The organism is Blastococcus sp. SYSU DS0552 (genome assembly GCF_054050815.1).
This window is the reverse complement of record NZ_JBJHAB010000003.1, coordinates 187,671-211,305: the sequence shown is the minus strand read 5'-3', so window position 1 is coordinate 211,305 and position 23,635 is coordinate 187,671. Positions and strand designations below refer to the sequence as shown.

Genomic DNA, 23,635 nt, shown 5'->3' with positions numbered 1-23,635 from the left:
GCAGGTCCTCACCGAGGTCTCGTTGGAGTGGTCACGAACACGCCGGCGTCGGCGGGCCGCTGCAACTCCGAGGAGGCCACAACGACGCGAAGCATGAGAGCGACGATTCCGACGCGATGGCCTTCCCTCGGCTGGTCACCGAGCTGCGTTGGGTCCCGGGAATCAGGTGAGCCACATGCACCGGAGCAGATTCAGCCGTAGCAAGATCAAGAGGCGGATTCGACTATTCGGATATCCCGCGCGGCACCGTCGCCAAGAGCCGCGAGCGCGCGTTGGTAGGCGTCGCTGCGATACGCCGCCACGGCCTGCTCGACACTGTCAAACTCGATCAAAGTGGTCCGTTCGAGCACTCCCGATTCGAAGGCCGCGGCCGGGGTGCCCCGGGCCAGGAACCGCCCGCCGCCGGCGAGCATGGCAGGGCCGGCGAGGTCGACGTAGGCGGCGAGTCTTGCAGGGTTGTTGATCGCGCGGAACGTGTTGATCCAGTACGCCTTGGTCACGGGTGTCCCTTCTCGGTGCCGCGCAGGTGCTGCACCTGTCGGAAGACGTCGGAGAACGCGGGGGCGAGCCAGGTCGCGTCCATCAGGTCGATGGCCATGGCTGAACCCTCTGCACGGACCCGGTCGGGCGAAAGGGGCAGACCTGCCGGGTTCCAAGGCGTTGCTGCCAGTGCGGCTCGGCGACCCGTCCGCCACGCGCCTGCCGATCCGAGATCTACCAGGTCGGCCGGCGCGGCGTGGACGGCGCTGCGACGGACGTGGTCCGTGCAGAACTTCGCCGGGTCGCCGTTCCTGCACCGGTCGATCCTCGCCCCGGCGAGTTCATCACCTGCACCGGCAGTGCCCTCGAACCGTTCATCGACGCGGACGACATCGCCGACCGCCGTCGCGGCACTCGCCGAAGGCGACCACGCGGGGAAGACCTACGAGTTGCCGGGCCGGCACGCCTGCGTCGCCGGTATGGCGGCATCGGTGGCGTGAGCCCGTGGCCGTCGACGTCCCGGAGTCCGAAGCCGTGTCAGGGGGCTCCTCTCCGTAGACCCGTCTCCCTGAATTCCGCGATACGCCGGTGCAGGACGGCGAGTCCGTACGCGACGCTTCCCGTGAGCGTCACGAGCGCCGTCAGGACCATCGCCGGGCAGCGGATCGCCCTGGTCGGGGAGCAGCACCCAGGTCGGCCCCTGCAGCGCGGCGGTCGTGCACCCCCCCCAGCCACGTGAGCACCCAGGCGGTGCGCGGCCGGAGAGCTCCTCGCGCCACGAGCGGAACCACCGACCCGACCAGGATCATGACGACGTTGCCGACGACCACGTGGCTGCTGTGGAGAGCTCTGCCGTCCCGGCGGAGCTCTCCACTCCGACCGTGCTCCCGGTGAGCCACAGGATCTTGAGCGTGGTGTACGGCGCGACCGCGGTCACGACCAGGCACAGGGCGATGCGTTGAGCGGGGATGCATGTCCGGCCTCGGGTTACCTGCCGAGGTGCTTGACCACGGCGCGGACGTGATCTGGCGGCCGGACAGGGGCGGGCGGAACGCGGACGATGCTGCCGTGCACTCGTCGTGGCGGACTGGCTCGGGCTTGCGGGATGACGGGGGTGCCTACAGGCTCTGCGCCGACGTTCCCCTCAGGTGCTCCCGGGTAAATCCGGCGACGACGTTCCACCATCGCGTTGTTGCGCTGACCTGGTATGCCTCCTCCACGTTGAGGCTGAAGGCCGTCCGCTCGCGTGGGTAGGCGGTGAGCACGATCCGGTGGTCGGCGTGGACGATCACCCCGCCTCGCGCCTGCACAGCGGCTCTGCCGTCACGTCGCGGCATTGAGCTCAGGAACGACGCGCACTGGCGCCAATGTGTTGCTGGGTGGCCGACGAACCAGTCGGCGGCCACCAGATCGTGAAGCTCAGATGGCCGCCATACGACCGCGTCGGCTCGGACCAGACCCGAGCGTGCCAGTCCTGCATCGAGGGCGGCCGCAATCCCGCTCGGCGAACGGCCGAGCGGGTCGGTCACTGCGACATTGCCAGTGCTCAGGTAGCTGCTGACGTCGGCGAGGCCACAGAACTCGATGCGTCGGCGCAGGTCGACCATGGACAGTCGGTTGCGAGGTGAACCGTTGATCGCCCGAAGGAGCACGGCGTACCTGGCCGCCCACGGCGTCCGGGGATGAGCCTGCGGGCTGCCGTGTTGGCCGCGTCCCGCCATGGTCCGCGCCGCGGGCCTGCCGGTCACGGGGTCGCCCCCTGTCTGCCGGGAGCGGGGCCGACCCCAGATCTGTCATCGACGAACAGTCGGCGATTTCTCGAGGATCCCTCGGCGAGGTACTGAGGTCTCATCCTCCAAGCCCGCCAGCCCCGATTAGAACGCCGGTCGCCTCATCCAATCGTCTCTGCCGCCTCTGAATGGATGCATGGTGGGCTCCCGTCCGCACGCACCCGGCGATCTCCGCGAGAGTCAGTTCATCCACGGTGAGTAGCGCGCCGCGGTTGTGACTCTGGGGAACACTGCCGCTCACCGTCGGGATCCAGCGAGCAGCACATTCGGCAACGTCGCCCATGTGTCAGCCTCCTCATCCAATATCGGCATCGAGCCCAACCTCCCGCTGGCGGGGCACGCCAGGGGCAATGGGTCCAAGGCGGAGTGCTCCCGCCCAAAATGATCGTCCCGGTCTGCTCAGGACTGCCCCAACCCGATCGCTGCCGGCAGGTCCGCTGAAAGACGCCGTCCCTTCCGGCGCACATACACGGTGCCGGGCAACGTCGCGCGCTCAGCGCGCTCCTCCAGGGTGGGCTAGCCGGTACCGCTGTGGCTCCTGGGCTTACCAGAGCCGGCAGTGCGCCGAGGCGTGGGGCCGGCGCAGGAGCCGCGGCAGGCAGAACGGAACAGTGGCACAGGTCGGCGACCAACAGGTTTCGGATGCTTCCGGCGGTGACGCCTGTGGAGGCCGACGAGTGGGTGGCTGATCGCTGTGCGCGGCTCCCGGGCGGGCGACCGGGGAGGGAGGAGCCGCTACCGCAGCGGGCGGAAGAAGGCCCGGATGTCCTCGACGAGCAGTTCGGGCGCCTCCATGGCGGCGAAGTGGCCGCCCCGGTGGAACTCCGACCAGTGCACGACCTTGTGGTCGCGCTCGGCGATCCGGCGGACGCCGGGGTCGCCGGGGAAGACGGCGACGCCGTGCGGCAGCGGCGAGTACTCGGCGGCGGTGCCCCACGACTTCTGGGTCTCCTTGTAGAGGCGGGCCGAGGAAGCCGCAGTGCCGGTGAACCAGTAGATGCTGATGTCAGTGAGCAACTGGTCGACGTCGACCGCATCCTCGGGGAGTTCTCGCGCCGGGTCGGTCCACTCCTTGAACTTCTCGGCGATCCACGCCAACTGCGCGGCGGGCGAGTCGTGCAGGCCGAACGCCACGGTCTGTGGTCGGGTCGACTGGATCACCGCGTAGCCCGCGCGGTCCTGGTCCTGGTACTGGCCGAGGCGGGCGAGTTCGGCCTCGGTGAGCCCGTCGAACTCGGCCGGGTCGCCGGTCGGGAAGCCAAGGCCGCCGTTGACGTGCACGCCCACGACGTGCGCGGCGTCGGCGCGGCCGAGCGTCGGTGAGATGACCGCGCCGCTGTCCCCACCCTGCGCGCCGTAGCGGTGGTAGCCCAGGCGCCGCATCAGCTCGGCCCACGCCCCAGCGACCCGGTTCAGATCCCAGCCGGGCTCGGTGGTCGGCCCGGAGAAGCCGAACCCGGGGATCGACGGGGCGACGACGTGGAACGCGTCGCCCGGCTCGCCGCCGTGCGCGGCAGAGTCGGCGAGCGGCCCGATGATCTTCATGAACTCGGCGACCGAGCCGGGCCAGCCGTGCGTGATGATCAGCGGCTGCGCGTCCGGCTCCGGCGAGCGGACGTGCAGGAAGTGGATGTCCTGCCCGTCGATGCGGGTCGTGAACTGGGGGAATGCGTTCAACCGCGCTTCGGCGGCGCGCCAGTCGAATCCGGTGCGCCAGTACTCGGCCAGCCGGCGCGCGTAGCCGACCGGGACGCCGTAGGACCAGCCGACGCCGGGCAGTTCGTCCGGCCAACGGGTCGCGGCGAGCCGGTGGCGCAGGTCGTCCAGCTGCGCCTGCGGGACGTCGATGCGGAACGGGCGGATCTGTGTGTCGTCGTTCATGCCGGTCACGCTAGGGACCGGTTAGGACAGGGGCAGTCCTAGGATGGTTCCCATGTTGGAAACCTCGGCCCGACTGCTGCGGCTGCTCTCGCTGCTGCAGATGCCGAGGGACTGGCCGGGGGCGGAGCTCGCCCAGCGGCTGGGCGTCTCGACCCGGACCATCCGCCGCGACGTGGACCGGCTGCGCGAGCTCGGGTACTCCGTGCACGCCACCGCCGGGTCGCCCGGGTACCGCCTCGGCGCCGGCACCGGCGTCCCGCCGCTGCTGCTCGACGACGACGAGGCCGTCGCGGTCGCCGTCGGACTCGGCACCGCCGCGGTCTCCGGCGTGGCCGGGATCGAGGAGACCTCGGTTCGCGCGCTGGTCAAACTCGAGCAGGTGCTCCCGCCCCCGCTCCGGCACCGCGTCAGCGCCCTGCGCGCGGCCACGGTCCCGCTGGCATCCCCGGCCGGCGAAGTGGACCCGGCCGCGCTCACCGCGATCGCCACGGCCGTTCGCGACCGGGAGAGCCTGCGGTTCGACTACCGTTCCCGCAACGGCGCCGAGGGCCGCCGCACCGCCGAGCCGCACCGGCTGGTGAGCTCGGGACGCCGCTGGTACCTGGTGGCCTGGGACACGAGTCGGAGTGACTGGCGCACGTTCCGCGTCGACCGGATGCGGCTGCGCACGCCGAACGGGCCGCGCTTCGCTCCCCGCGAGCCGCCAGGCGGCGACCTGACCCGCTACGTGTCGGAGCAGATCTCGATCCATCCGTACCGCTACCGCGGCCGGTTCACGGTGCACGCCCCCGCCGACGTCGTCGCCACCCGGATGCCGCCCACTGTTGCAGCGGTCGAACCGGCTGCGGACGACAGGTGCGTGCTCAACGCCGGCGCCAACTCCCTCGACGAGCTCTCGGTGTGGGTGGCCCAACTCGGCGTCCCCTTCGAGGTGCACGAGCCGCCCGAACTCATCGAACACGTTCGCGCGCTCGGCGCCCGCCTCCTCGACGCCGCACGCCACAGCCGTGACCGCTGTCGTTCCGCAAGCGGACCCCGGACTGAGACGACTACTGGACTCGAGTAGTGACCTGAGCCGTGCTACTGGCCCAGTGCCTCCAGGACGGCGGCGGCGCCGGTTGTCGTGTCCCTCAGGAGTCCGACGCGATGACCGCTCGGGCTTCGTGACGACCGGCCATCTGCGACTGACCGCGAGAGCGCCGGGTACCCGACAGGCACAAGCGGTATGGACAAGGGGAAGGACAACTTCGAAGAACTCAGCGGCCAGGGCAAGCAGGTAGTAGGCAGGACGACCGACGGCAAGGACCTGCAGGCCGGGGAAGGTCGACCAGTCCGGCGGCAACCTCAAATAGGCCGGGAGAAGATCGAGGACGTCGTCAAGTAGGCCGGGCGGCGACCGGCCGCCTGCCCCGGCGGCGTCCGGGGCGCCCCCGGGCCCGGCGCCGAGGGACCTGGAGGCGCGCCGGTCGCGGCAGGCGATGACGTGTACCGGACGGCCGACGTCGCCGTCAGCATGTGAGATCCTCCAGCCGACCATCTCCGGCGATCCGCACGCCGCACTCGCCGAAGTCGTGATCCGACAGGGAGGGCACCAGGTTGATCGCCTGCCGGTCGCGATCGGGCTCGGGTACCCCCGGTCGCACCATGCGAGTGGGCAGCAGCCGGCCCCGGACCCAGCGGCCGTCGGGGTCAGCTCGATCGACAGCACGGCCCCAATGCCCAGCGGGCCGTCGTTCGAGAGCGAGCGAGAGCCGAGGAAGTTGCCGAGGCTGTAGGCGATCAGGCGGCCGCGGTGCCACTCCATGCCGCGCAGTACGTGCGGTCCTGCACCGAGGACGACGTCGGCCCCGGCGTCGATCACCGCGTGGTAGAACGCGATCGGATCCCCGCGGTCCTCACCGAGGAACACCTCGGTGCCGGGGCGGGTGTGCTGGTGGCCGCGGCCCTCCGCACCGGCGTGGATGATGACGGTGACCAGGTCCGCTTTCGCGTCTCCCTCGCGTACGAGCTGCTCGGCGGTCTCGATGTCGAGCAGGCTCTGCGCCCACCAGTAGGGCGCGAAGCCGATGATGGCCACCCGCACGCCGTGCACCTCCTGGTACGTGATCTGCCCCGGCATGCCGGTGTGGCTCACGCCGGCCGCGGTGAGGGCCTCGCGGGTGTCAGTGAGCCCTTGCTCGCCGAAGTCACGGGTGTGGTTGTCCGCCAGGTTGACGACGGTGAACCCAGCGTCGGCGAGCACCTGTGCGTAGGCCGGCGGCGTGCGGAAGGCGAAGCAGTCGGGGCGGCCCGGCCCGCACTTCGGTGATACCGTCGCGTCCGTCAGAGCCTGGTCCAGGTTGGCGAGGACGACGTCGCCGACGAGCGGGTCATTCACCGCGGTGAACAGGCCGCGCCCGCCGTCCGGGGGGAGTCGCGGCGCTGCCCCCGTCACCACGTCGCCGACGGCCACGATCGGCGCGTCTCGCGGCGGTGCCGGCGTCGGCCTGTCCGTGGAGGAGGGCGCCCGGGTGTCCCGCCCGGTCGGCGCCCAGGCGCTCGCCGGCGGCGTAGGGGCAGCCTCCGGTCCCGCCGTCCCGCGGTCGGCTGCTCCGCAGGCGGCCGACCCAGGATGAGGAACACGGCTGCCGTCCTGTGCACCGCCTGGCTAAGAGCCCGAACGCGCCGGCGCCCGCCCGGTCGCGACCGATCCGGCGTGCGGGTGCCCCCGCATCCCAGGGCCTGGGTCTCACGATGGTGGGCGGGTGTGGGCTGGTGCGTGGTGGTCACGGTGCTGGGGTCCTTTCAGTGTCGAGGCGGCGGTACGGACGTTCCGGCGGCGCGGATGTGGGCGGTCCGGTCGTTGGCCGGTTGCGGCCGTTCGCCGAGACCTGCCATCAGGGAGCCGGGAGGTCGAGCTCAGGTCCGCCCTCGGCGACGGCGGGTCGCAGGGCGTTGCGTTCGATCGCCCCGGCGGGCGCTGCGGTGCCGGCGGTGTTGGCCTCGTCGGTCCCGACCGGGCCGGGCGGGTACCGCCACCTCGGGGATGCGGTGCCGCTCCGCGGACCGCCCGCGGGGCAGGCAGGGGCGGGTCGAGGGTGGTTCTCAGGTGAAGGGATCGAGCGCATCTGCATGCGCTCCGTGCCGCCCACCGCAGAGGGCCTCGGCGGCGGGCTAGCGCCTCAGGAGTTCAGCCGCCGGGAGAGTCATCTCCTCGATCGGACTGTCGGGAGTTCGATGTCGACGAACCCGTGGGCGATTCGCCCACGGCGGTCGCCAGGTCGCTGCGTCGTTCCTGGCGCCGGGATGCCAGGGCAGACCGTGATGGATCCGAAGGTCGCGCGCCTTCTCCCGGGTTGTGCAGTTCGGCGGTCGGGGTCACCTCGCGGATGTGCACCAGCACGTCGAACCAGGCGGACAGTGATGCGGCGGTGACGTGTGCGGCGTCGTCCCGAGTGGGGTCGTACACGCCGTTGATGACCCTCACCTTGCGGGGTTCCGCCAGCCAACGGCTGACCTGCGCGGGGGCGGGGCCGCGCAGGTCGAGGTAGAACGTCGCAGGGGTCCCATCGGCGAGGATCCCGTCGATGTAGTCGGGTGGTGGAGCAGGGACGGTGGCGCCCTGCACCTCGCCGTGGTGGAAGCCGATGGCCACGGAGACGTAGTCGCGTCCGAGGTGGCGGCGCAGGTGTCCGCCGGCGCTCGAGGGCAGTTCGTCGGCACGCCGACCGGGTGCCGTTCCGGTGGCGGCGGTGTGGACGATGCCGTCCCAGTAGACGACCCGCTGACCGGTTGTCGACTGCCACTCGAGGATCCGGGCGGCGGCCACCGCTTCCTCGTGCTCGCGGTCGAATCCGCCGCCGGCGACGCTGCGGGCGTGGAAGTCCACGATGCGCTCGGCGATCTCGAGCGCCGCGCTTCGGGCGGCGGAGTCAGGCAGCCCGCGGATCAGCCGGTGCGCCTCACGAGCGTGTTCGACGAAGGGCGTTCCCGGGTGGGTGCCCCGGTGCCGTTGGACGTGCTCGTCGAGGTCGTGAGCACTCCGAATGGTGTCGAGGTGGTGCGTGACCTGGCCGACCAGTTCCGGCGCCGTGTCGGCCACGAGTGCGCGGACGGTGTCGTAGTCCGCCGGTTGCACGACGGTGGGCTGCACACCGAGAAGCCGGATCTGGTCGTCGGGGTGGTCGAGGTTGAAGGCGCGGATCCACGTCAGGGCCTGCGTCATCTCGGCGGTCCGCCAGGGCCGCCAGGCATGGGACAGGAGCTCGGTCACATCGCCGTCGCCGGTGCGGACCCAGGCATCGAGGTCGTCGACGACCGCGGCACCGTCCTGGATGGCGAGGGTTCGGAAGCCCCTGGCCTGAACGAGCGCCCGCCAGATCCGATCCCGGAGGGTGAAGGTCTCGTGTGCGGCGCGTGTGGACTCTCCGAGCCCGACCACCCGTGCCTCCCCGATCGCGCCGACCAATCCTTCGAGACTGTCCATTCCCGCGCCGGCGTCCGTGCGTGTCACCGGACGTGCGGCGTCGCGTAACCGCGCGCGTACTGCGGTGCCGATCTCGGGCTCGACCACCGCCTCGCCCACCGTCTGGCCATCGTCGAGCGTGGAGTGCGCGCCGCTCGCTTCGTCGCCCCGCGGCACCTGGTCGTCGCTCGACCCACCGGGGAGCGTCATCCGCAACGGTGCGAGGGCCCGCGACCAGGTGACGAGCTCGTCGACGAGGGTGTCCAGGACCTGGTCGTGGTGGGGTCGGGGAGAGAACCGTCCGTCCTCGAAGTCGTCGAACAGTGACAGCGCGACCTGCGCCCGCACGTCGGCCATCTTGAGCTCGGCCGCGACGAGCCTGAGGTGCTCGACTGCCCGCACACCGCCGGCGAGGCCGTAGCCGACGAAGCCGACAGCCTTGTGGTGCCATTCCTCGTAGAGGAAGTCGATGGCGTTCTTCAAGACCCCGGTGGTGGACCGGTTGTACTCAGGTGTGACGAAGATGAAGCCGTCGAAGCCGGCGATCGTCCTGGACCACGCTCGGGTGTGCGGATGCACATGGCCGGCGCTGTGCGCTGCCGGGCGGGGCTCATCCAGGAACGGAAGCGCGTACTCCGCCAGGTCGACGATCTCGAACACTGCGCCGCCGTGGCGGCTGGCGCCGGCCTGGACCCAACGGGCAACCGTCTCGGCCTGACGTCCCGGACGGGTGCTCCCGACGACGATGGCGATCCTCATGAGTCCTCCCTCCTCTGGGCGTACGCAGATCCTGCGTCGACTGGACGGTACAACGAGCGTTGTAGTTTGTGCAACGCTCGTTGCAGAAGAGAGGATTCGTCCGTGACGAACGACGCACCTGCACCCAGAGCAGTGGACAAGCGCCAGGCGATTGTCGCCGGAGCCCTGAGAGTGTTCGGACGGGACGGCTACGCCCGCGCCAGCATGGACGCCATCGCCGCCGAAGCGGCCGTCTCCACCCGCACCATCTACAACCACTTCATCGACAAGAAGAGCCTCTTCCTCTTCGTCATCCAGGCCAGTGCCACACACGTGGCAGACGCCCAGGTGGCCCTCATGGATCGCTACCTCCACAAGATCACCGACCTCGAAGCCGACCTCGTGGAGTTCGGACTCGCGTGGGTCACCCCCATGGCCGACTTCCCTGATCACTTCGCTCTCGTGCGGCAGATGACGGCAGAAGTCGGCCATCTGCCGCACGAGCTGATCGAGAGGTGGCAGGACGCCGGCCCACGCCGAGTGATGCGCGAACTCGCCCTGCGCCTGGAAGCGCTCGCCGATCGCGGCCTTCTCCTCATCGATGACTCGGACCGGGCCGCGAACCACTTCGTACTGCTCGCCGCGTGGGACGTCACCGATCGCTCCTACTACGGCGCCATCCCACTGGAACAGGCGACTGTCGAGCGCATCGTCCGCTCGGGCGTGCACGCCTTCCTGCACGGCTACCTACCGGCCCGGTCCCACGTGCACGGTCGATGACGGAGGTCGCGTCGGCCACCCAGCGGGTCGGGGGCGGGGCTCCACCGCCTCGTGGGGCAGGTCGGCGCGAGGGTGGGTCCACCCGCGAAGCTTGTCGATGATCCAGGCGAGCTGGTCGGCGGGTGGGTCGACGAGGCCGGCGGCGAGTGCCGGACCGGGGGTGGACCGGATGGCGACGTAGCCACACTCTTCGGCCCTTAAGGCGGTTGCGCGGGCCAGCCGGTCGTACGCGAGGTCGGTGTTCGGTCTCGTCGGAGAGCCGCCACTCGCGGCTGGTGGCCGGGGACGCACCACGGGCGCACCGTCGGCTGACGCCCCTGTGGTCGCACGGGATCAGCCGGTGGTGCGGGAGCACAGTTCCGGGGCCGGTGTGGCGACGACCGGCGGATGCTGCCGGCGTTCCCGCGCTGGGCGGGTGGCGGGGCGGCGGTGCAGCCGGAGGACGCCGACGGCCAGGGAGAGCCCGAGCGTCGCCACCAGAGCCAGCGCGGTGGCCGGCGCCGGGAGCAGTGCGACCCCCGCCCCGGCGACGACGGCGCTGCCCAGCGTGGCACCCAGCGCGATGCCCAGGTTGAAGACGACGGGGACCAGCGCCCCGGCGGTGTCCCGGTGCGCGACGCCGGCCGCACGCATCATGCGGGTCTGCACCGCGGGCCCGACGGCGCCCGTGGCGATGCCCCAGACGCCGACGAGGAGGACGTCGAGGAGGGGGTGAAGGCCGAGCACAGCCACCGCGGCGAGGCTGGCGGACAGCAGTGCCCCCACCCCGACGACGGTGCCGCGGGGGAAGCGGTCGCCGGACCGGCCGGCTGCGGCGACACCGCCCACGCTCGTCGCCCCGAAGACCAGAAGCAGTGCCGAGGCGGGCATGCCGCCTGCCGGACCGTCGAGCAGTTCGGTGATGAACGTGAAGGCCGCGAAGTGGGCGGCCAGCAGCACGCCGCCCAGCGCGCCGAGGAGGGCGACCGGGCGCATCGGCGACGCGCCCGGCCGGGCCGTACCCTTGCGCGCCGCCGGGCGCCCCGCGGGCGGGAGGGCGCCCAGGACCGCCGCGGTGACCAGGAGACCGAGGACGGCGAGGGCGACGAACGGCCAGCGCCACCCCCAGGCGCCGGCCACGGCGGCCGCCGCCGGCACCGCGAGCACGGTGCCGAGGGTGCCGCCGGTCAGGACGATCGCGGTGGCCCGCCCGAGCCGGTGGTCGGGCACCATGTCGGCGACCTGGGCGTTGAGCGTCGCCCACAGCACGCCGGTAGCGGCTGCGCCGACGATGCGGGAAAGGGCTGCGACGGCGAACGCGTCGGCCGCCGCGGTGACCAGCGTGGCGACCGACACGACCAGCAGGCCCCCGGCGATGACACGGCGGCGCGGGAAGCGTGCGGTGAGCCGGGCCAGCGGGACGCTCACCACCACCACCGTTGCCGCCCAGGCCGAGACCAGCAGGCCGGCCGAGGCCACCTCGACGTCGAGGTCGGCGGCGAGGCGGGGGAGGACGGCGGTGGGCAGCATCTCGCCGGAGACGACGACGAACGTGGTGGCGGCCAGGGCCAGCAGGGCGGCCCACGAGGCGCCGGCGGGCTCGGACGGAGCGGCCGCGGTCCGGATGGGCGAACGCGGCGCGGGGCGGAGGCGTCGGTCCATGCCGTGACGCTAGAGTCTGACACTAATGTCAAGGTCAAGGGTTGAAGCGTGAGGATTGGCGAGCTCGCCCGCCGGACCGGGGTGGCTCCGCGCCTGCTGCGCTACTACGAGCAGCAGGGGCTGCTGGCGGCGGAGCGGTCGGACAACGGGTACCGCAGCTACGGCGAAGAGGCGGTCGCCCGCGTGGAGCGGGTGGCGCTGCTGGTCAGGTCCGGGGTGCCTACCCGGCTGGTGCGGGCGATCCTCGACCTGGAGGGCGTTCGGGCCCCCGAGATGGCCGAGGTCTGCTCACGGGGCCTGGCCGAGAAGCTCGCCGCCGAGCTGGCGAACCTCGACGCGCGCATCGCGTGCCTCAGCCACAGCCGGGACACCATCCGGGCGTTCCTGGCCGCGACCGAGCACCGCGACCTCCTCGGTGGCGTCGGCCGCTGAGCCCTACGCGCACGGGCACGGGCGGAGTCGCGACCGACCGCGTCCCCTGGCGGCCCAGGAGAGGCGACGTCAGGGCTGTTCCGCAATGCCACGTCGGCACTTCCCCGCGGCCGACGCGGTGCTGTGCAATAGGCCGGGCCTTTCGTCGCCGGTCGCGCCGCCGACCAGATGGCAGGCGCAGTCGTGCGTCAACCGGGGCACGAGCAGCCGTCAAGGCTGGTGGTCGGCGGTCAACCCGGACGCACGACTGAGGCATGACAGGAACGTCGACGCTCTGCCGACCTGAACGGACGCGCATACGAGCTGGTCGAAACGTGGAGCGGGTGACCGGGATCGAACCGGCATGGCCAGCTTGGAAGGCTGGGGCTCTACCATTGAGCTACACCCGCGAGACCACGTGAGTGAACGTCTGGCGACCATTCCTCACCGTGTGAGAACCAGCCGACCGAGGTCAGCGGTGGTTCCGGTCGGCAACCAGGGTAGCGCGCGCTGGATCCGGCGTGCGCGGCGGCGTCTGATGTGCTCGTGAGCCCCGTCGCGCCCAGGAGCCCGAGGCCCGCGGTCAGCAGCGCTGCGGCGCCAATTGCTCGGGGCAGGCCCCGAGGGTCGGCGCTGGGGATCGCGACCCGGCGGTAGCGCTCCGGCCCGCCGGCCCGCGCGAGGGGAGGGCCTCCGGGGGCTGGTGCTCGGCTCGGGCTACCGCCGACCGTGGCCGTGGTTCTCGGAGTTGCCATCCGCCGACGATGCGCCGCGCATCCGGTTCGACATACCCCTGGCGTTAGTACCCCCCCGGGGTATAAGTTCCCGTGCGTCGGCAGCTCGAGCGCATCGCGCGGACGGGGAGCGATCGCCCGGGTTTCCGGCAGGAGCTCGAGGCGAGAGGAGAACGTCATGTCCGATCCGTGGAGCCGTTCCGCTCACGACCACGCGCGCACCCGGGAGGGGGCCGCATCCGGGCCGACGCACGGGCAGGGGCTACCCGTCGTGGACCGGCCAGCCGGCACCGCCCCGGCGGCCGAGGACCCCCTGAGCGCGAGCCACGGGGGTGCCGACGGTCACGCCCAGGTGCTCGCCGGCCACCGCGGCGGAGCCGCGGCCGGTGGCCACGCTGCACACGGCCACCCCGGCGGGCACGGGCAGCACGCCGGGCACGGGCAGCACCCCGGGCACGCGGGTCACGGCGGCGCCGACCACGTGGCGATGTTCCGGCGGCTGTTCTGGATCACGCTGGCGCTCGCGCTGCCGACGGTGCTGCTCAGCGGGATGTTCGCCGATCTCGTCGGCTACCGGCTGCCCGACGTCCCCGGCCTGGCCTGGGTGCCGCCGGCGCTCGGCACGGTGATCTACGCCTGGGGCGGACGGCCGTTCCTCACCGGGGCGCTCGGTGAGGTCCGGGTCCGGAAGCCCGGGATGATGCTGCTGATCAGCATGGCCATCACCGTGGCCTTCCTCGCCTCCTGGGGCGCCACCCTGGGGGTCCTCTCCCACGAGCTGGACTTCTGGTGGGAGCTCGCGCTGCTCGTCGTCATCATGCTGCTGGGGCACTGGCTGGAGATGCGCTCGCTGGCCCGGACCTCCTCCGCGCTGGACTCCCTCGCCGCGCTGCTGCCCGACGAGGCCGAGAAGGTCGTCGGCGACCACGTGGTCACGGTGCCTCCGGCCGAGCTGGCCGTCGGGGACGTGGTCGTCGTCCGGCCCGGGGGCCGGGTGCCCGCCGACGGCCGGGTCGTCGACGGCACCGCCGACGTGGACGAGTCGATGATCACCGGGGAGTCCCGGCCGGTGCTCCGCGGCCCCGGTGACGACGTGGTGGCCGGCACCGTCGCCACCGACACCGCGATCCGGGTGCGGGTCACCGCGGTCGGCGACGACACGGCGCTGGCCGGCATCCAGCGGCTGGTCGCCGAGGCGCAGTCCTCGACCACCCGCGCGCAGCTGCTGGCCGACCGCGCCGCGGGCTGGCTGTTCTGGTTCGCCGTTGCCTCGGCGGCCGTCACCGCGGTCGTCTGGTCGCTGCTGGGCGCGCCCGAGTCCGCGCTGACCCGCGTGGTGACCGTCCTGGTGATCGCCTGCCCGCACGCGCTGGGCCTGGCCATCCCGCTGGTGGTGTCCATCTCCACCGAGCGCGCCGCGCGCGGCGGCGTGCTGGTCAAGGACCGCGCTGCGCTCGAGCGGATGCGGACCATCGACACCGTCCTGTTCGACAAGACCGGCACCCTGACCAGGGGTGAGCCGGCGGTGAACCGCATCGCCACCACCGGCGGAAGCGAGGATGAGGTGCTGGCGTTGGCAGCCGCCGCGGAGGCCGACAGCGAGCACCCGCTCGCCCGGGCCGTCGTCGCCGCGGCGCGTCAGCGCGGCCTGCCCGGGCGGTCGGCCGGCGACTTCCGCGCGTCCGCCGCCGTCGGCGTCACCGCCACCGTCGACGGACGCACCGTCGCCGTCGGCGGCCCGAACCTGCTGGTCGAGCACGGGCTGGCACCGCTGCCGGCCGCCCGGTCGTGGGTCGAGGAGGGGATGACGGTGCTGCACGTCCTCGTCGACGGGCGGGTCGTCGGCGCGCTGGGACTGGCCGACGAGGTCCGTCCGGAATCGCGGGAAGCCGTCGATGCGCTGCACGCTCTCGGCCTCGAGGTCGTCATGATCACCGGCGACGCCGAGCCGGTCGCCCGCGCGGTCGGCGACGAACTGGGCGTCGACCAGGTCATCGCGGGGGTGCGCCCGGAGGACAAGGCCGAGCGGGTGGCCGCGCTCCAACGACAGGGACGGGCCGTCGCCTTCACCGGGGACGGCGTGAACGATGCACCGGCCCTCGCCCAGGCCGACGTGGGGATCGCCATCGGTGCGGGCACCGACGTCGCCATCGCGTCGGCCGGGGTGATCCTCGCCTCCTCCGATCCCCGCGCCGTGCTCTCGGTGATCCGTCTTTCCCGCGCCGGGTACCGCAAGATGAAGCAGAACCTCTGGGCGGGTGCGGGCTACAACCTGCTCGCGGTGCCGTTGGCCGCCGGTGTGCTGGCCCCGGTGGGGTTCGTGCTGCCGATGGAGGTCGGCGCGCTGCTGATGTCGCTGTCCACTGTCGTGGTGGCGTCCAACGCACAGCTGCTGCGGCGGTTGGACCTGCGCCCGGAGGCGAGCGTCGCCGCGGTGTCCGCGGGGCGTGCCGTGGCCGATCGGGAACCGGCCGCTGCCGGACCCCGTTGACCATGCCGGCCGTTCCGGGCGGCCGGGCGCCGGTCGGCGCCCGGTGCGTCCGCCTGGCCTCGCGGGGGAAGGGGGTGCGGTGAGGACGCGACGGTGGACAGCGCTGGTCTTGCTGGCTGCGGTCTTCGCGCTGCACGGCGTGCAGTGCCTCGCCGGGAGCACCGACCTCCACGCCGGGCACGCCGCCGGTCCGGCGGGGGTGGCAGCGCATCCCGCCGACCAGCCCGGCGGCGCCGTCGTCACCTCAGCCGGCTCCGTGCCCGGCCATCCCGCCGCGAGCTCCGCCGCCGCCCTGGCCGGCGCCGGCCACGAGGACGCCCCGGACGGTACGGCCGGGCACCTGTGGACCGTCTGCCTGGCTGTGCTCGCCGCCGGCCTGGCCCTGCTGCACGCGGTGCTCGCCCCACGGCCGGCGCGAGTCGTCCCCCGAGGTCTGGCCCGGGCTCGGGCCCGCGCCGCCGCCGGGTCGCTCCCGCTCCGACCACCGGACCTGTCCGCGCTCTGCCTGCTGCGGATCTAGGCCGACCGCCCGACCGTCCCGCCCCGGCCACGTGGCCCCGGCGGCGGTCCGCGCACGCCTTCGATCCCACCTTCGTCAGGAGAGCACGACATGATCACCACCACCGCCCGCCGCAACGGCCTGACCGCAGCCCTGGTCGCCGGCGCCCTCGTCCTCGCCGGCTGCGGCAACGACACGGACGTCGCCGGGCACGGCTCGATGACGGGCAGCACCGCCCCCTCCGCGGGGGCCTCGGCCGGCACGCAGGACGCCTTCAACGATGCCGACGTCTCGTTCGCCGCCGGCATGATCGCGCACCACCAGCAGGCCCTCGCGATGGCGCAGCTGGCCGACGACCGGGCCGCCGACCCGCGGGTGCGGGACCTGGCCGAGCGCATCGAAGCCGCACAGGGGCCCGAGATCGAGATCCTGCGCGGCTGGCTCGACCAGTGGGGCGCCGAGCCCATGGACGGCATGGGTCACGACGGCACGGGTCGCGGCGGCATGGGTCACGACGGCATGGGCCACGGGGCGGGCGGCATGATGTCCGAGCAGGACATGCACGCGCTGATGGCGGCCACCGGTGCCGAGTTCGACCGGCTGTTCCTCGAGCAGATGGTCGTCCACCACACCGGCGCGGTGCGCATGGCCGAGACCCAGCTCGCCGAGGGTGAGAACGCCGACGCGATGGCGCTGGCCGATGCGATCCGCGACAGCCAGGCCGCCGAGATCGCCGAGATGGAGCAGCTGCTCACCGACCTGGGTGGATGACCCGGCGCCGCGGCGGGATGCGGAGCCGTGCGCCCGCTCCCGCCGCGGCCCGGAGCCCGCCGGCCCGCGTGCACGTCGTGCACCTGCGGGAGGTTCGTGAGCGTCGCACCCCACGATCTCCTCCTTCCGGCTGATCAACTCTGTGGTCCCGGCTCGTACGGTGACCGGCGTGATCGCGCTGCTGCGCTCGCTCTGGCGCGAGCCGAGGCCGCCGGACGCCCCCGCCCGGAGCCGGCGGGACTGGCCGCTGGCCGCCCTCGTCCCGGTCGCCGCCGTGCTCGAGGGGCTGCTCCGGCCCGACCTGCCCTCCCGCTGGCTGCAGGTCGCCGTCCTCTGCGCGCTCGCCCCGCTCCTGCTCTGGCGCCGCACCCAGCCGGTGCTCGTGCTCATCGCCTGGTTCGCCCTGCTGGCCGTGCTCCCCGCCGGCACCGGCGACCCCGACGGCATGTACACCGCCGCGTTCGGGCTCCTGCTGCCCTACGCCGTCGTGCGCTGGGGCTCGGGTGCCCAGGCGCTGGCCGGGCTCGCCGTCCTGCTGGCCGGCGCCGTCGTCTCGCTGGTCCTCGGCTCGGCCACACCTGGCGACGCCATCGGCGGCGCCGCCGTCCTGCTCTCCTCGCTGGCCCTCGGCGCGGCCGCGCGCTTCCGGGCGCGCGCCCGGGCCCGCGAGCTCGACCAGGTCGCCTCGCGGGAGCGGGAGCACCTCGCCCGCGATCTGCACGACACCGTCGCCCACCACGTCTCGGCGATCGCCGTCCGCGCGCAGGCCGGCCTCGCCACCGCGGCCACCCGCCCGGAGGTCGCGGTCGACGCGCTGGAGCTCATCGAGAAGGAGGCGGCCACCACCCTCGCCGAGATGCGCGGCATGGTCCGCGCGCTCCGCCGCGACGGGCCCGCCGACCTCGCGCCCACCCCGGGGTTGGCCGACCTGGCCGCCCTCGCAGGGGGTGACGGCCTGCCCGTCGACGTCCGGGTGACCGGCGATGCGGACGCCGTCGCCCCGTCCGTGGCGGCCGCCGTCTACCGCCTGGCCCAGGAGTCGGTCACCAACGCGCGCCGGCACGCCCGGCGCGCCACCCGCGTCGACCTCCGGGTGGTCGTCGACGATGCCCGGGTGGACCTCCTGGTCAGCGACGACGGCGACGGCGCGCCCGCGCCGGGCGCCCCCGGGTTCGGTCTGCGCGGCACGGCCGAGCGCGTCTCCCTGCTCGGCGGCACCTTCGACGCCGGCCCGAGGCCCGACGGCGGCTGGACCGTCCGCGCCGAGCTGCCCCGGCGGGGGCCCGCGTGACCGTGCGGGTGCTCGTCGCCGACGACCAGGAGATCGTGCGCACCGGGCTGCGGATGATCCTCGACGCCCAGCCCGGCATCGAGGTCGTCGGCGAGGCCGCGGAGGGCGCGGCGGCCGTCGACCTGGCCCGCCGGCTGCGCCCCGACGTCTGCCTGCTCGACATCCGCATGCCCGGCACCGACGGCCTCGAGGCCACCCGCCGGCTCGCCGGCCCGGACGTTCCCGATCCGATCCCCGTCGTCGTCATCACGACCTTCGACCTCGACGAGTACGTCTACGCCGCGCTGCGCGCCGGCGCCCGGGGTTTCCTGCTCAAGGACGCCGGGCCCGACCTGCTGTCCCAGGCCGTGCACGCCGCCGCCCGCGGGGACGCGCTGATCGCCCCGAGCGTCACCGCCCGGCTGCTCGACGCCTTCGCCGGCGCCGCCCCCGCAGCCTCGCCCGCCCAGCCGATCGACCCGCTCACCGACCGGGAGGAGGAGGTCCTCTCCGCCGTCGCGCGCGGCCGGTCGAACGACGAGATCGCCCGCGAGCTGCACATCACGCTGAGCACGGTGAAGACGCACGTCGGCAGCCTCATGGCGAAGCTCGGCGTCCGGAACCGGGTGGAGATCGCGATCTGGGCGTACGAGACCCGCCGCGTGGCGCCCGGCCGGTGACCGGGGCTCGTACTAAAGGACGAGCTCAGATCCGCACTTCCTCCCGATGATCGGGGGCCGCCTGCTCCCGACGATGGCTGCATGACCACAGCAGCGCCGACGACGTCCCGCCCCCGGCGGCGGTGGCTGGTGCCAGCCGCCCTGATCGCCCTGGCCCTCGTGCCACTCCTCGCCGGTGCCGCCCGGCTCATCGAGCTCTCCGGAGGTGCGGCAGCGCTCCCCGAACCGCCGCGCTCGGCGGCCGCGCCGGTGCCGCTCGTGGTGCACATCCTGAGCGCGCTGGTGTTCACCGTGGTCGGCGCCTTCCAGTTCGTGCCGGGCACGCGGGGACGCCGACCCCGCTGGCACCGGGTGACCGGGCGGATCGTCGCCCCGGTCGGCCTCGTCGCCGCACTCAGCGGGCTCTGGCTCACCGCCGTGATCACCGGCGCCGACAGCGGGCTGCTCACGGTCTTCCGTGCGGCCGCCGGGGCCGGGATGGCCGTGGCCATCGTTCTCGGTGTCACCGCCGTCCTGCGCCGCGACATCCGCCGGCACCGGGCCTGGATGCTGCGCGGCTACGCCCTCGGGCTCGGCGCCGGCACGCAGGTGTTCACCGCCGGCTTCTGGCTGGTCGTGGCCGGCGCACCGGGCCCGACGGCCGAGGCCCTCACCATGGGCGCCGGCTGGCTGATCAACCTGGCGGTCGCCGAGTGGCTGATCCGCCGTCGCCCGGCCGGCCGGCGGCTGCCCACCGCGACCGGCCTGCGGACGGCGCCGGTCGAGCAGTTCGGGTGACCGGCGGCGTCAGCCGTCTCCGCGGTCCTGGGCGGGATCGACGTCCCCGAGCAGGAGGCGCTGCCGCTCGACCTCGGCCCGCACCGCGGCCAGGTCGCCGGCCGACCGCAGCAGGTGCGTGAGCGCTCCCGCGCTGTCCGCCCGGGCCGCGCGCGCGAGGCTGTCGAGCAGCTCCTGCAGCGCGCCGCCCCGCTCGCCGTGGTGCACCAGCCGGGCGACGTCGTTGACCGTGCTGCGCACGTCCTGCACGAGCAGCGGGAGCTCGCGCACGGCGTAGCCGACCAGCACCACCAGGTCGAACGGGAGCCGCACCAGCGCCGCGGCCGCGGGCAGCACGCCGAACTCCGGCGGCGGCGGGGGAGTGGCCGGGCCGAGGCCGTCGTCGTCGATCTCCACCGCGAGGCCTCCGTCCCTGGGGCGCGCTCCGACCGCCCGTGTGCTCCCCGGCAGGCTAACGGCCGGCGACGCCTCCCGCGGATCGGACGACAGGCCGGGCGCCCGGCTCAGGACTGCGGGGCCAGCGCTTCGACGGCCGGCAGGAAGACCTGCTCGCGATGGACGTCAGCCCGAGCCGGACTGGTCGTTAGCTGGACCACCAGCAGGCCGTCCGAGGTGTCGGCGAGCGCCAGTTCGACGCGCTGCCCGAGGTCCTCCAGCTGGTAGAGGTCCCAGGTGGCGGCCTCCGTCGACAGCTGCTCGACCGGCTGGGGTGGCTGGTCGGTGCCGAGCTGAGCCGCCAACTGCTGGAGAAGCTGGTCGGCGGTCGCCCCGGGGACGACCTGCTGGGTCAGGGAGACCAGCACCGAGTCCTGCCACACACCGGGGATCACCTCGGTCCAGCCGCTCGGCCGCTGTCCGGTGAGGCCTAGCTCCTCGCTCTCGAACGACGTCATCTCGATCTGGACGTCATCCGCGGTGAAGGCCGGTGGCTCGATGTCGTCGACGCAGTCGGTCGCCGGCTCGCTGCGGGGATCGTCCAGGAACTCCTCGGCGATCTGCACCGCGCAGTCGTGGCTGGGCACCGCGCCGTGCCCGGTGAAGGGGAACCGGACGAAGACGCTGTTCGGCAGCTCCGCGGCGATCTCCTCGCCCCACCGCGGCGGCGTGATCGGGTCCAGGTCGCCGGCGAGCACCAGCGCCGGGATGTCGCTGGCCACGGACTCGTTCGCGCCGGCGCCCGGCTCGCCGGCGTCCCACGAGGCGCAGACGTCGAAGACGCCGGGGCCCAGCGTCGGCGCGCCCTCGAAGAAGCCCTCCACCAGCGGGTGCTCGGCGGCAGCCGCGGCGACCTCCTCCTCAGCGGCGAAGGCGACCCCCTCCTGGCACTGGACGGCCAGCTGCTGCCCGATGCTGACCAGCTCGAGCTGCTGGGAGAGCGCGCCGAGCAGCAGGCCGATCGTCCCGAACTCGCCGTCGTCCGCCGCGGCGATGATCTCCGGCAGGTGCGGCACCAGCTCCGTGGAGTAGAGGGTCTGGAAGAGGAAGCCGACCAGCGAGTCCCCGTCGAGCTCGTCCTCGATGCGCTGCCCGTTCGTCGGGTCGACCACGGTGATCGGGGCCGGCGCGGCGTTCAGCTCGTCGACCAGGCCCTGGAAGGTCTGCTCGAGCTCGGGGTACTGCGCGGCGCACCCGGCGTCGTCGGCGCACGTGGCGAACAGGGCCTCCATCGCCCGGACGGCGTTGCCGGGCGTCTCCTCGTAGAGGTCGGCGTCGATCGGGTAGGCGGCGTCCAGCACCACCGACCGGATGCCGTCGGGGTGGTCGCGCATCACGGTCTGGGCCAGCCGCGTGCCGTAGGAGATCCCGTAGAGGTTCCACTCGTCGTAGCCGAGAGCGAGGCGCAGGTCCTCGAGGTCGGCGGCCGAGGCGGCGCTGTTGTAGTCGGCGAAGTCGATGCCCTCGTCGACCAGGCGCTGGCGGCACTCCTCCAGGGACTCGACGGCCTGGGCCTCCAGCTCCTCCGGGGGCAGGTCGGAGCCGAGTGACTCCTGGACCCACGAGCTGTACTCGTCGCAGGCCAGCGACGGTTCGGTCAGCCCGGTGCCGCGCTGGTCGACGAGCACGAGGTCCCGGTTCGCGGTGAGCGGCTCGTAGAGCTGGCCGAACCCCTGCGGCACGAGCTCCAGCGTGCTCTGGCCAGGCCCGCCCGACAGGTAGACGACGGGGTCGTCCGCCGGGCTGGCGGAGTCGCTGCGGACGATGCCGAAGGCGAGCTGGATCTCCCCGGAGCCGGGGTCGTCGCGGTCGGCCGGGACGGGCAGCGTGCCGCAGTCGATCTCCACCCCCGCAGGCACGTCGAACTCGCAGGCGCCCATCTCGACCTCGGCGGCCGTGGTGGGGCTCGTGTCACCTCCCGCGGCGTCGTCGTCGCCGCTGCTCGTGCAGGCACCGACGGCCAGCAGTGGAACCAACAGCAGTGCTGCTCGACGACTCGTCATGGCCCTCTCCGTGTGCACCGGGGTGGTCGTGTGCCGGACGCGCACCTCATCATCGACTGCGCGAGGCGGTGCAGCACAGGCCGGTTCCATGACTCCTGCTCGACCGTCGCTACAACGTCCGTGGTCAGTCCGGCTAGCGTGCGCCGGGTGACCGACACCACGTGGCTGGACGCCACCGCGCAGGCGGAGCTGGTCCGCACCGGACAGGCCACCCCCGCCGAGCTCGTCGACGCCGCGATCGAGCGGATCGAGCGGGTGAACCCGCAGCTGGACGCCGTGATCCGCGACCGGTTCGACGCCGCCCGCGCCGAGGCGCGCGGCGAGCTCCCGGACGGCCCGTTCCGCGGTGTGCCGCTGCTGCTCAAGGACCTCGGCTGCCACGTCGCCGGCGAGGCCACGCACTACGGGACGTCGTTCCTGCGGGACGCCGACGTGCGCTGGCGCGTCGACAGCCACCTCGCGCAACGCTTCCGCGCGGCGGGCTTCGTCGTCCTCGGCCGCACCAACGTGCCCGAGTTCGGGACGACGATCACCACCGAGCCGGCCGCCAACCCACCGGCCCGCAACCCGTGGGACCCCAGCCGGTCGACCGGCGGCTCCAGCGGCGGGTCGGCCGCGGCGGTCGCCGCCGGACTGGTGCCGGTCGCCCACGCCAACGACGGCGGCGGCTCGATCCGCATCCCGGCATCGGAGTGCGGGCTGGTCGGGCTCAAGCCCACGCGGGCCCGGGTCAGCCAGGGGCCGGAGGTGGGGGAGAGCTGGGCCGGCGCCACCATCGACGGCGTCGTCACCCGCACGGTGCGGGACACCGCCGCCGTCCTCGACACGATCGCCGGGCCCATGCCCGGCGATCCGTACGCCGCCCCGCCGCTGCCCCGGCCGCTGGCCGACGAGGTGGGTGCGCCGGTGGGCCGGCTGCGGGTGGGGCTGCTCGACGCCGACCCGGGGGAGCAGTACCTCGACGACCCCGTGTGCCGGGCCGCGGTGGAGCACGCCGGCCGGCTGCTCGCGGACCTCGGCTGCGACGTCGGGCCCGGCACGCCGGGGGCGATGTTCGACCCGCAGTTCCCGCGCTTCTTCACCACCACCATCGCCGCCGACGTCGCGCTCACCCTCTCCGCGCTCGAGCGCTCGGCGCTGCGCCGGCCGATCCAGGACGACGAGCTCGAGCCGCGCAACGTCATGTACCGCGCCGTGGCCCGGAAGCTCTCCGCCGAGGACTACCTCGGCGCCCGCACCTGGCTCGGCGCCTGGACCCGCCGCATGGCCCAGTGGTGGGCGCCGCAGGAGCTGGGCGGGGAGGGCTTCGACCTCCTGGTGACGCCGACCATCGCCGCCCCGCCGCCGGAGCTCGGCTGGTTCACGGCGGCCGGGCCGAAGCAGGAGGGCCGGCGGATCAACAGCCTCATGCCGTGCACCGCGCAGTTCAACGTGACCGGTCAGCCGGCGATCAGCCTGCCCCTGCACCGCACCGACGAGGGCCTGCCGGTCGGCGTCCAGCTGGTCGCCGCCGTCGGCCGGGAGGACGTGCTGGTGCGGGTGGCCGCCGCGCTCGAGCAGGCCGCACCGTGGGCCGACCGCCGTCCTCGGGTCTCCGCCTGACCGACCAGCCCTGGCCGGCGGCCGGGCGACGCCTAGACTCGGGCGGCCACGGGGTGTGGCGCAGCTTGGTAGCGCACCTGCTTTGGGAGCAGGGGGCCGCAGGTTCAAATCCTGTCACCCCGACCGGACGAGCGCGATGCCCGCATCCCGCCACCGCGCGCGTGCCCCGGACGTCTCTAGACTCGGGGGTCGACCCGGCGCCACCGTC

Annotated in this window: 20 protein-coding genes, 2 tRNA genes and 1 pseudogene; 13 read left to right on the top strand and 10 right to left on the bottom strand. The window is 73.3% G+C overall.

Annotated features, from left to right (window positions below):
• Window positions 1-206: 206 nt before the first annotated feature.
• Entirely contained in the window at window positions 207-500 is a 294-nt protein-coding gene (locus ACI8AG_RS04660; protein WP_456596101.1) for a DUF1330 domain-containing protein, read from the bottom strand.
• Window positions 501-764: 264 nt separating this feature from the next.
• Between ACI8AG_RS04660 and ACI8AG_RS04655 the strand changes: the two genes are divergently transcribed.
• A complete protein-coding gene (locus ACI8AG_RS04655; RefSeq protein WP_456596100.1) occupies window positions 765-980 on the top strand; it encodes a hypothetical protein in 216 nt (71 codons plus the stop codon).
• 618 nt (window positions 981-1,598) lie between these two features.
• Here ACI8AG_RS04655 and ACI8AG_RS04650 read toward each other — a convergent pair.
• Both ACI8AG_RS04650 and ACI8AG_RS04645 read right to left on the bottom strand, forming a co-directional pair.
• Complete coding sequence (locus ACI8AG_RS04650) at window positions 1,599-2,201, bottom strand: DUF1697 domain-containing protein (RefSeq protein WP_456596164.1); 603 nt, start codon at window positions 2,199-2,201, stop codon at window positions 1,599-1,601.
• 804 nt (window positions 2,202-3,005) lie between these two features.
• Window positions 3,006-4,151 (bottom strand): epoxide hydrolase family protein, encoded by a 1,146-nt coding sequence (locus tag ACI8AG_RS04645; protein WP_456596099.1) that lies wholly within the window; start codon window positions 4,149-4,151, stop codon window positions 3,006-3,008.
• A gap of 52 nt (window positions 4,152-4,203) precedes the next feature.
• Between ACI8AG_RS04645 and ACI8AG_RS04640 the strand changes: the two genes are divergently transcribed.
• Together ACI8AG_RS04640 and ACI8AG_RS04635 are read left to right on the top strand one after the other, a co-directional pair.
• Complete coding sequence (locus tag ACI8AG_RS04640; protein ID WP_456596098.1) at window positions 4,204-5,217, top strand: helix-turn-helix transcriptional regulator; 1,014 nt, start codon at window positions 4,204-4,206, stop codon at window positions 5,215-5,217.
• A 159-nt stretch (window positions 5,218-5,376) separates the two neighbouring features.
• Window positions 5,377-5,535 carry a CsbD family protein gene (locus ACI8AG_RS04635; protein WP_456596097.1) on the top strand — a complete coding sequence of 53 codons (159 nt, stop codon included), beginning with the start codon at window positions 5,377-5,379 and terminating at the stop codon, window positions 5,533-5,535.
• Between the two features lie 429 nt (window positions 5,536-5,964).
• Here the strand turns inward: ACI8AG_RS04635 and ACI8AG_RS04630 are convergent.
• Both ACI8AG_RS04630 and ACI8AG_RS04625 read right to left on the bottom strand, forming a co-directional pair.
• A pseudogene (locus ACI8AG_RS04630) lies at window positions 5,965-6,585 on the bottom strand (CapA family protein); the annotation flags it as partial.
• Window positions 6,586-7,320: 735 nt separating this feature from the next.
• Complete coding sequence (locus tag ACI8AG_RS04625) at window positions 7,321-9,354, bottom strand: erythromycin esterase family protein (protein WP_456596096.1); 2,034 nt, start codon at window positions 9,352-9,354, stop codon at window positions 7,321-7,323.
• 102 nt (window positions 9,355-9,456) lie between these two features.
• Here ACI8AG_RS04625 and ACI8AG_RS04620 point away from each other — a divergent pair, with 102 nt between their 5' ends.
• The gene (locus ACI8AG_RS04620) at window positions 9,457-10,113 is read left to right on the top strand and encodes a TetR/AcrR family transcriptional regulator (RefSeq protein WP_456596095.1); all 657 of its coding nucleotides are present in this window, start codon (window positions 9,457-9,459) and stop codon (window positions 10,111-10,113) included.
• 333 nt (window positions 10,114-10,446) lie between these two features.
• Here ACI8AG_RS04620 and ACI8AG_RS04615 read toward each other — a convergent pair whose 3' ends face one another.
• Window positions 10,447-11,754 (bottom strand): MFS transporter, encoded by a 1,308-nt coding sequence (locus tag ACI8AG_RS04615; RefSeq protein WP_456596094.1) that lies wholly within the window; start codon window positions 11,752-11,754, stop codon window positions 10,447-10,449.
• A gap of 48 nt (window positions 11,755-11,802) precedes the next feature.
• Between ACI8AG_RS04615 and ACI8AG_RS04610 the strand changes: the two genes are divergently transcribed.
• On the top strand, window positions 11,803-12,186 hold the full coding sequence (locus tag ACI8AG_RS04610; RefSeq protein WP_456596093.1) for a MerR family transcriptional regulator: 384 nt from the start codon (window positions 11,803-11,805) through the stop codon (window positions 12,184-12,186).
• Between the two features lie 315 nt (window positions 12,187-12,501).
• On the opposite strand, the gene ACI8AG_RS04605 is transcribed toward ACI8AG_RS04610, so the two are convergent.
• Together ACI8AG_RS04605 and ACI8AG_RS04600 are read right to left on the bottom strand one after the other, a co-directional pair.
• Window positions 12,502-12,575: transfer RNA gene (locus tag ACI8AG_RS04605), tRNA-Gly, on the bottom strand.
• 586 nt (window positions 12,576-13,161) lie between these two features.
• Window positions 13,162-13,380 (bottom strand): hypothetical protein, encoded by a 219-nt coding sequence (locus ACI8AG_RS04600; RefSeq protein ID WP_456596092.1) that lies wholly within the window; start codon window positions 13,378-13,380, stop codon window positions 13,162-13,164.
• A gap of 6 nt (window positions 13,381-13,386) precedes the next feature.
• On the opposite strand from ACI8AG_RS04600, the gene ACI8AG_RS04595 reads away from it, so the two are divergent.
• The 6 genes from ACI8AG_RS04595 (at window position 13,387) to ACI8AG_RS04570 (ending at window position 19,387) form a co-directional block, all read left to right on the top strand.
• Window positions 13,387-15,390: a heavy metal translocating P-type ATPase gene (locus ACI8AG_RS04595; RefSeq protein ID WP_456596091.1), complete on the top strand. Its 2,004-nt coding sequence runs from the start codon at window positions 13,387-13,389 to the stop codon at window positions 15,388-15,390.
• A gap of 79 nt (window positions 15,391-15,469) precedes the next feature.
• Complete coding sequence (locus ACI8AG_RS04590; RefSeq protein ID WP_456596090.1) at window positions 15,470-15,910, top strand: DUF6153 family protein; 441 nt, start codon at window positions 15,470-15,472, stop codon at window positions 15,908-15,910.
• 90 nt (window positions 15,911-16,000) lie between these two features.
• Window positions 16,001-16,660 (top strand): DUF305 domain-containing protein, encoded by a 660-nt coding sequence (locus ACI8AG_RS04585; protein WP_456596089.1) that lies wholly within the window; start codon window positions 16,001-16,003, stop codon window positions 16,658-16,660.
• Window positions 16,661-16,829: 169 nt separating this feature from the next.
• Window positions 16,830-17,951 (top strand): sensor histidine kinase, encoded by a 1,122-nt coding sequence (locus ACI8AG_RS04580; RefSeq protein WP_456596088.1) that lies wholly within the window; start codon window positions 16,830-16,832, stop codon window positions 17,949-17,951.
• On the top strand, window positions 17,948-18,610 hold the full coding sequence (locus ACI8AG_RS04575; RefSeq protein WP_456596087.1) for a response regulator: 663 nt from the start codon (window positions 17,948-17,950) through the stop codon (window positions 18,608-18,610). The genes ACI8AG_RS04580 and ACI8AG_RS04575 overlap by 4 nt, the downstream gene beginning before the upstream one ends.
• Window positions 18,611-18,691: 81 nt before the next feature.
• A complete protein-coding gene (locus tag ACI8AG_RS04570; protein WP_456596086.1) occupies window positions 18,692-19,387 on the top strand; it encodes a DUF2306 domain-containing protein in 696 nt (231 codons plus the stop codon).
• Between the two features lie 9 nt (window positions 19,388-19,396).
• On the opposite strand, the gene ACI8AG_RS04565 is transcribed toward ACI8AG_RS04570, so the two are convergent.
• On the bottom strand, window positions 19,397-19,783 hold the full coding sequence (locus ACI8AG_RS04565; protein WP_456596085.1) for a hypothetical protein: 387 nt from the start codon (window positions 19,781-19,783) through the stop codon (window positions 19,397-19,399).
• A 107-nt stretch (window positions 19,784-19,890) separates the two neighbouring features.
• The gene (locus tag ACI8AG_RS04560; protein ID WP_456596084.1) at window positions 19,891-21,825 is read right to left on the bottom strand and encodes an alpha/beta hydrolase; all 1,935 of its coding nucleotides are present in this window, start codon (window positions 21,823-21,825) and stop codon (window positions 19,891-19,893) included.
• A 147-nt stretch (window positions 21,826-21,972) separates the two neighbouring features.
• Between ACI8AG_RS04560 and ACI8AG_RS04555 the strand changes: the two genes are divergently transcribed.
• Both ACI8AG_RS04555 and ACI8AG_RS04550 read left to right on the top strand, forming a co-directional pair.
• A complete protein-coding gene (locus ACI8AG_RS04555; RefSeq protein ID WP_456596083.1) occupies window positions 21,973-23,427 on the top strand; it encodes an amidase in 1,455 nt (484 codons plus the stop codon).
• Between the two features lie 49 nt (window positions 23,428-23,476).
• A tRNA-Pro gene (locus tag ACI8AG_RS04550) sits at window positions 23,477-23,550 on the top strand.
• Window positions 23,551-23,635: the final 85 nt, after the last annotated feature.